The 4,160-nt window shown below is 71.9% G+C and carries 5 protein-coding genes; 1 reads left to right on the plus strand and 4 read right to left on the minus strand.

What is annotated here, in order from left to right:
* Positions 1-19: 19 nt before the first annotated feature.
* The 4 genes from ACOJUF_RS00195 to ACOJUF_RS00210 all read right to left on the minus strand — a co-directional run bounded on the left by ACOJUF_RS00195 (position 20) and on the right by ACOJUF_RS00210 (position 3,504).
* Positions 20-1,270, minus strand: coding sequence for a YcaO-like family protein (locus ACOJUF_RS00195; protein ID WP_420119844.1), 1,251 nt, complete (start codon positions 1,268-1,270; stop codon positions 20-22).
* Positions 1,267-2,508, minus strand: coding sequence for a YcaO-like family protein (locus ACOJUF_RS00200; protein WP_420119845.1), 1,242 nt, complete (start codon positions 2,506-2,508; stop codon positions 1,267-1,269). Before ACOJUF_RS00200 ends, ACOJUF_RS00195 begins: the two co-directional genes overlap by 4 nt.
* 130 nt (positions 2,509-2,638) lie before the next feature.
* Positions 2,639-2,938: a hypothetical protein gene (locus tag ACOJUF_RS00205; RefSeq protein ID WP_420119846.1), complete on the minus strand. Its 300-nt coding sequence runs from the start codon at positions 2,936-2,938 to the stop codon at positions 2,639-2,641.
* A 272-nt stretch (positions 2,939-3,210) separates the two neighbouring features.
* Positions 3,211-3,504, minus strand: coding sequence for a hypothetical protein (locus ACOJUF_RS00210; protein WP_420119847.1), 294 nt, complete (start codon positions 3,502-3,504; stop codon positions 3,211-3,213).
* Between the two features lie 222 nt (positions 3,505-3,726).
* Here ACOJUF_RS00210 and ACOJUF_RS00215 point away from each other — a divergent pair.
* A partial coding sequence (locus tag ACOJUF_RS00215) for an SAM-dependent methyltransferase (RefSeq protein ID WP_420119848.1) occupies positions 3,727-4,160 on the plus strand: 434 nt, incomplete at its 3' end.

Consider the following 4,160-nt stretch of genomic DNA (forward strand, 5'->3'; position numbering starts at 1 on the left):
GGCTTCGTCGGTCGGTGGTTTAGGAGGATCGTCTGGGGACGGTGCCCTCTTGGTCGACGGCGGCGCGGGCCCTGGCGTGGGCCCGCGGTCCGGGGGTGAAGTCGGGCAGCATGTAGCCCTCCAGGCCGGGGACGACGACCCGGAACACGTCGACCCCGATGTCCGGATGGGTCATGTCCACGGCCAGCACCCGGTGGATCCCGATGGCCCGCAACCGGGCCAGCAGGGTCCGGCCGTCGGCCTCGAACGTGTCCGACGAGGTGTCGGGGAACCGGCGCAGGTCAACGGTTTCCGGGACGGCCAGCAGTTCGGCATTGGCCTCGTCGAAGGTCGCCCGGAAGCGGCGGTGATGCCCGAAGGTGTCGTCGCGCGACCCGGCGATGTAGACCAGCCGGCCCTGGGCGGCCTCGCAGATGGCGCGGATGACGGCGACCTGCGGGTCCAGGTGGGTGCCGTACCCGTGGTAGAGGCCGATCGTCGGGTTGCCGACGTCGCACAGGTACGCGACGAACGTCGGGACCGCGGTGTCCACCGTGCAATCGATGACCACCACCTCGACGCCGACCGCCCGGGCGGCGCCGACCAGGGCGGCGATGTCCGGGCTGGACGCGGTGCTCAGGTCGACCCGCCGGCGCCGGGCACCGGCCTCCCAGGCCACCTTGCTGCAGGTCGAGGCGTCGCGCTCGATCACCTCGTACAGGGCCCCGATCAGCGCCTCCGCCTTGGTGTTTCCCGAGTTGAGGCCGTTGGAGCTGAACGAGAACGGCAGCAGCGACGAGCGCCGGTGCCGGAACCGCTCCAGCGCCACCATGACGGTCGGGACGGCGATCGCCGGCCCGCCGAAGAGATCGTCGGCCATCACCCACTGCTCGGGCCGCTCCGGGGAGAACAGCGAGTGGCGGCTGAGCGGCAGCTGCGTGCGCGGGATCCGGGCCGGCTCGTCGAGATCGGCGTAGCTCGCCGTGAACCGGGCCAGCGGCGTGTGCTCGCCGGCGTGCCGTTCGAAGCACTCCATGGCCGCCGACGCCATGGCCGCGGGCAGGGTGAAGCCCTTCCCGCCGTCGACCGAGAGGTAACCGGCCTGCGGCCGGACCGACAGCACCACCGGGATGCCCAGGCAGTCCAGGCCGGTGATGGTGGCCAGCCGGGTCAGCCCGATGGCGCGGAAGCGGCCGCGGACCCGGTCGAGCGTCTGCTCCGGGGTGATGGTCCGCTGCGCGTCGGCGCGAAGCCCCTTGCCGGTGGCGTCACGATCCAGGACGGACGTCACCGCACCGCCACCGTCTGCCGGGCGTGGGCGACGGCGCGGGGGCCGGGCCGGTAGAAGTCGAACATGTAGCCCTCGAGCCCGGGCACCACCACGCGGACGACCGGTACCTGCAGGTCGGGGTGGGTCAGGTCGACGACGATCGCGGAGTGGAGCCCGGCGGTGCGCAGCCGGTCGAGCACGACGGTGACGTCCTGCCCGAAGGAGCTGGTGGCACCGGACTCGTGGCGGTCGGCGCGGACCGTCGGCGGGATGGCGTCGAACGCGTCGCGGCGGCCGTCCCCCATGAAGCGGTTCATCCGCTGGTCGCGGGTGAAGTAGTCGTCCCGCGACCCGGCGATCAGCAGCAGCCGGGCCTGGGCGGCCTCGGTCAGCGCCCGGATCATCGCGATCGACGGGTCGAGATGCGCGCCGTACCCCCGGTACAGGCCCATCGCCGGGTCCCGACGATCGGCGACCACCGCGGTGTAGGCGGGAACCTGGGTGTCGACGGTGATGTCGAACAGGTAGGCCGAGACATCGGCGGCGTCGAAGCGCTCGATGAGCGACCGGACGAGCGGATCGGTCACCGTGTCCAGGTCGACCCGCCTGGTCATTCCGGCCGGAGCGGCGCGCGAGCAGGCGACCGCGTCCCGTTCGACGACCTCGTACAGCGCGGCGGCCAACGCCTCGAGCAGGTGATTGCCGCCGGCCAGCCCGTTCGAGCCCGCCGCGAACGGCATCCACCGGCGGGTCGGGACGCGGGCGGTGTTGCCCATGCTGACGACCGCCTCCGGAACCGCGACCGCCCGCTGCGTCATCAGGTCCCAGCCCATCACCCAGGGTTCCGGGCGCCGGGGGTCGAACAGCGAGTGACTGGTCAGCGGCAGGTGGTGCTCGGCCATCGTCAGGCCCATGTCGTCGAGCACTGCGTGCGATTCGTGGAGCACCTCCAGCTGCAGGTTCTCCGCGTGCCAGATCTCGACCGCTTCCATCCCGGCCGACACCATGGCCGCCAGGGTGGTGAAACCCTTGCCCCCCGAGACGGTCAGCGACGGCGCCGTCGGCCGGTAGCCGACCACCGTGGGGATGCCGATCCGGTCCAGGCCGGTGATGTCCGCGAGCCGGGTGAGGCCGACGATCGGGGCCACCGACCGGATCCGGTCCAGCGTGCGGTCGGGCGGCGTGGTGCGCTGGGTGCCGGCGTAGAAGCCCTTGTCCGCCGTGTACGCCACGCCGTTGATATGGATCTCGGTGCCCATCAGCCGCCCCCGCTCGTCCGTCCTGGCCTCGACTTCCGGCCGGCCCCACCCGGGACGCCGCGATCGGCCCCCGGAAACCGCGCCGGGGCCGGGCTCCCCGGCCGGGCCCGGCCCCGCACCGCCGGGGTCGTCAGGTCGCGATCGCGGCCGAGGCCGCGGCGGTGACCGTCGTGGTGGTCGTCGTGGTGGTGATGGTGTCGCCCCCGCCGCCGGCGACGCTGGCCAGCTGCTCGTCGTCGATCTCCTCGACGGCCTGCGGCACGAAAAGATGCGCGCTGCTGGCCACGTCGGCGGGCGTGACGTCGCCGAAGCCGAGTTCGGACAGGATGGACGCACGCTCCGAATCGTTGGCCGCGGTCAACCGCTCGCGCAGCGACGGATCCGCCGCGATCGTGCGCACCAGGGTGATGACGCGCTCGGAGTCTGCCATGGGGTTCCCTTCGGGACGGTGGTCTGAACGGTCCGATGTCGGCGCGATCAGGGCGGACCACGAGGTCCGGCAGCAGAAGCATGCAGCTCGATATTGCTCTGTGCAACGGCTTCATCACAATGAGTGAGTTAGCTGATGACGGATAGTTCGCTCGTCACCCTGGTCGCGCTGCCGACGTCATCGGCCGTCAGCCGATTCATGCTCGCGCCCGGCGGATGGGTCCGAGCCGGCTCGCGGCGGCGAGGTCGTCAGCGGGCACCGACCGTCCCGGGTCAGGTGGCCGCCGCGGCGCAGCACACCGCCGACACCCCGGTCGGGAAGGTCGGCCAGGTGTCGCCCCCGCCGCCGGCGACGCTGGCCAGCTGGTCATCGTCGATCTCCTCGACCGACCGTGGTGCGAAGAGGGTCTCGCTCCCCACGAGATCGGCCGGGGAGACATCGCCGTAGCCGATGTCGGCGAGGACGGTGCCGCGCTCCTCCGGCGGCGTGGCGGTCAACCGATCCATCAGGGCCGGGTCGGCTGCGATCGTGCGGATGAGCGAGATGATGCGGTCGGTGTCGACCATGACTGCTCCCTCTGCGGGTCACCGAACGATCCCTCGGCCGCTCGGGGCGGATCCCGGGCGGATCCATGCCGCATCATCCAGACTGCTCTTGCACAGTGCAACCAAGTCATCACATAGAGTGAAGATGCCGGCCGCAGTGGAGGGAGATCACCCATCGACAACGAGCCCCCCGGCCGCCTGGTCGTCGTCGGGACCGGTATCTCGGGGATCAGCCAACTGACCCTGGAGGCGGTCGCGTGGATCGAGGCGGCCGACGTCGTGTGCTACGTGCTGGCCGACCCGCTCACCGAACGGTGGATCCACGAGCACGCCCGGCAGGCCGAGGATCTCACCCGGCTGCACCACCCCGGGGCGCCGCGGCCGGAGGCCTATCGGGCCATGAGCGAGCGCCTGGTGGCCCATGCCCGGGCCGGCCGGCTGGTCGTCGGGGTGTTCTACGGCCACCCCGGGGTGTTCACCAGCCCGTCCCACTGGGCGATCGACACCGCTCGGGCGGAGGGCATTCCGGCCCGCATGCTGCCGGCCGTCTCCGCCGAGGACTGCCTGTTCGCCGACCTGGGCATCGACCCGGGAGACGGTGCCTGCCAGTCGTTCGAGGCCACCGACATGCTGATCCGGGCGCGCGAGCCGGCGACCGACGCCCACGTGGTCGTCTG

The sequence above is a fragment of the Nakamurella sp. genome (assembly GCF_048594475.1).
Classification (GTDB): domain Bacteria; phylum Actinomycetota; class Actinomycetes; order Mycobacteriales; family Nakamurellaceae; genus Nakamurella.

What these genes read in the sequence shown, in the direction of transcription:
- ACOJUF_RS00210 (WP_420119847.1), bottom strand. Translation starts at nt 3,504, where the DNA reads ATGGTCGACACCGACCGCATCATCTCGCTCATCCGCACGATCGCAGCC.
- ACOJUF_RS00200 (WP_420119845.1), bottom strand. Translation starts at nt 2,508, where the DNA reads ATGGGCACCGAGATCCATATCAACGGCGTGGCGTACACGGCGGACAAG.
- ACOJUF_RS00205 (WP_420119846.1), bottom strand. Translation starts at nt 2,938, where the DNA reads ATGGCAGACTCCGAGCGCGTCATCACCCTGGTGCGCACGATCGCGGCG.